This is a genomic window from Brevibacillus sp. MER 51 (genome assembly GCF_023714195.1).
GTDB lineage: Bacteria > Bacillota > Bacilli > Brevibacillales > Brevibacillaceae > Brevibacillus.
In genome coordinates this window covers 1-466 of sequence record NZ_JAMAUS010000052.1, presented here as the reverse complement: position 1 = coordinate 466, position 466 = coordinate 1, and the positions used below count along the sequence as shown (strand labels likewise).

1 protein-coding gene is annotated in these 466 nt (G+C 64.6%); it reads left to right on the top strand.

What is annotated here, in order from left to right:
- A partial coding sequence (locus tag M3630_RS30570) for an ABC transporter permease subunit (RefSeq protein ID WP_251254666.1) occupies positions 1-466 on the top strand: 466 nt, incomplete at both ends.

The following is a 466-nucleotide window of genomic DNA, read 5'->3' as shown; positions in this document are numbered from 1 at the left end:
CGCTGTGGCTGCTGGTCGTGTCGATCGCGTTCGGTTTCGCGCTCGCCGTGCCGCTCGCGATCGCGCGGGCGTCGTCGAACCGCTGGATCTCGGGCCCCGTGTGGCTCTATACGTACGTGTTCCGCGGCACGCCGCTCTACGTGCAGCTGCTGATGTGCTACACGGGCATCTACAGCCTGCAGGTCGTGCACGACCACGTGCTGCTCGACACGTTCTTCCGCAACGCGATGAACTGCACGCTGCTCGCGTTCGTGCTGAACGAATGCGCGTATGCGACGGAGATCTTCGCGGGCGCGATCAAGGCGACGTCGTCCGGCGAGATCGAAGCCGGGATGGCCTATGGGATGTCGCGCTTCAAGCTCTATAAGCGCATCATCCTGCCGTCCGCGCTGCGCCGCTCGCTGCCGAGCTACAGCAACGAAGTGATCCTGATGCTGCATGCGACGACGCTCGCGTTCACCGCGAC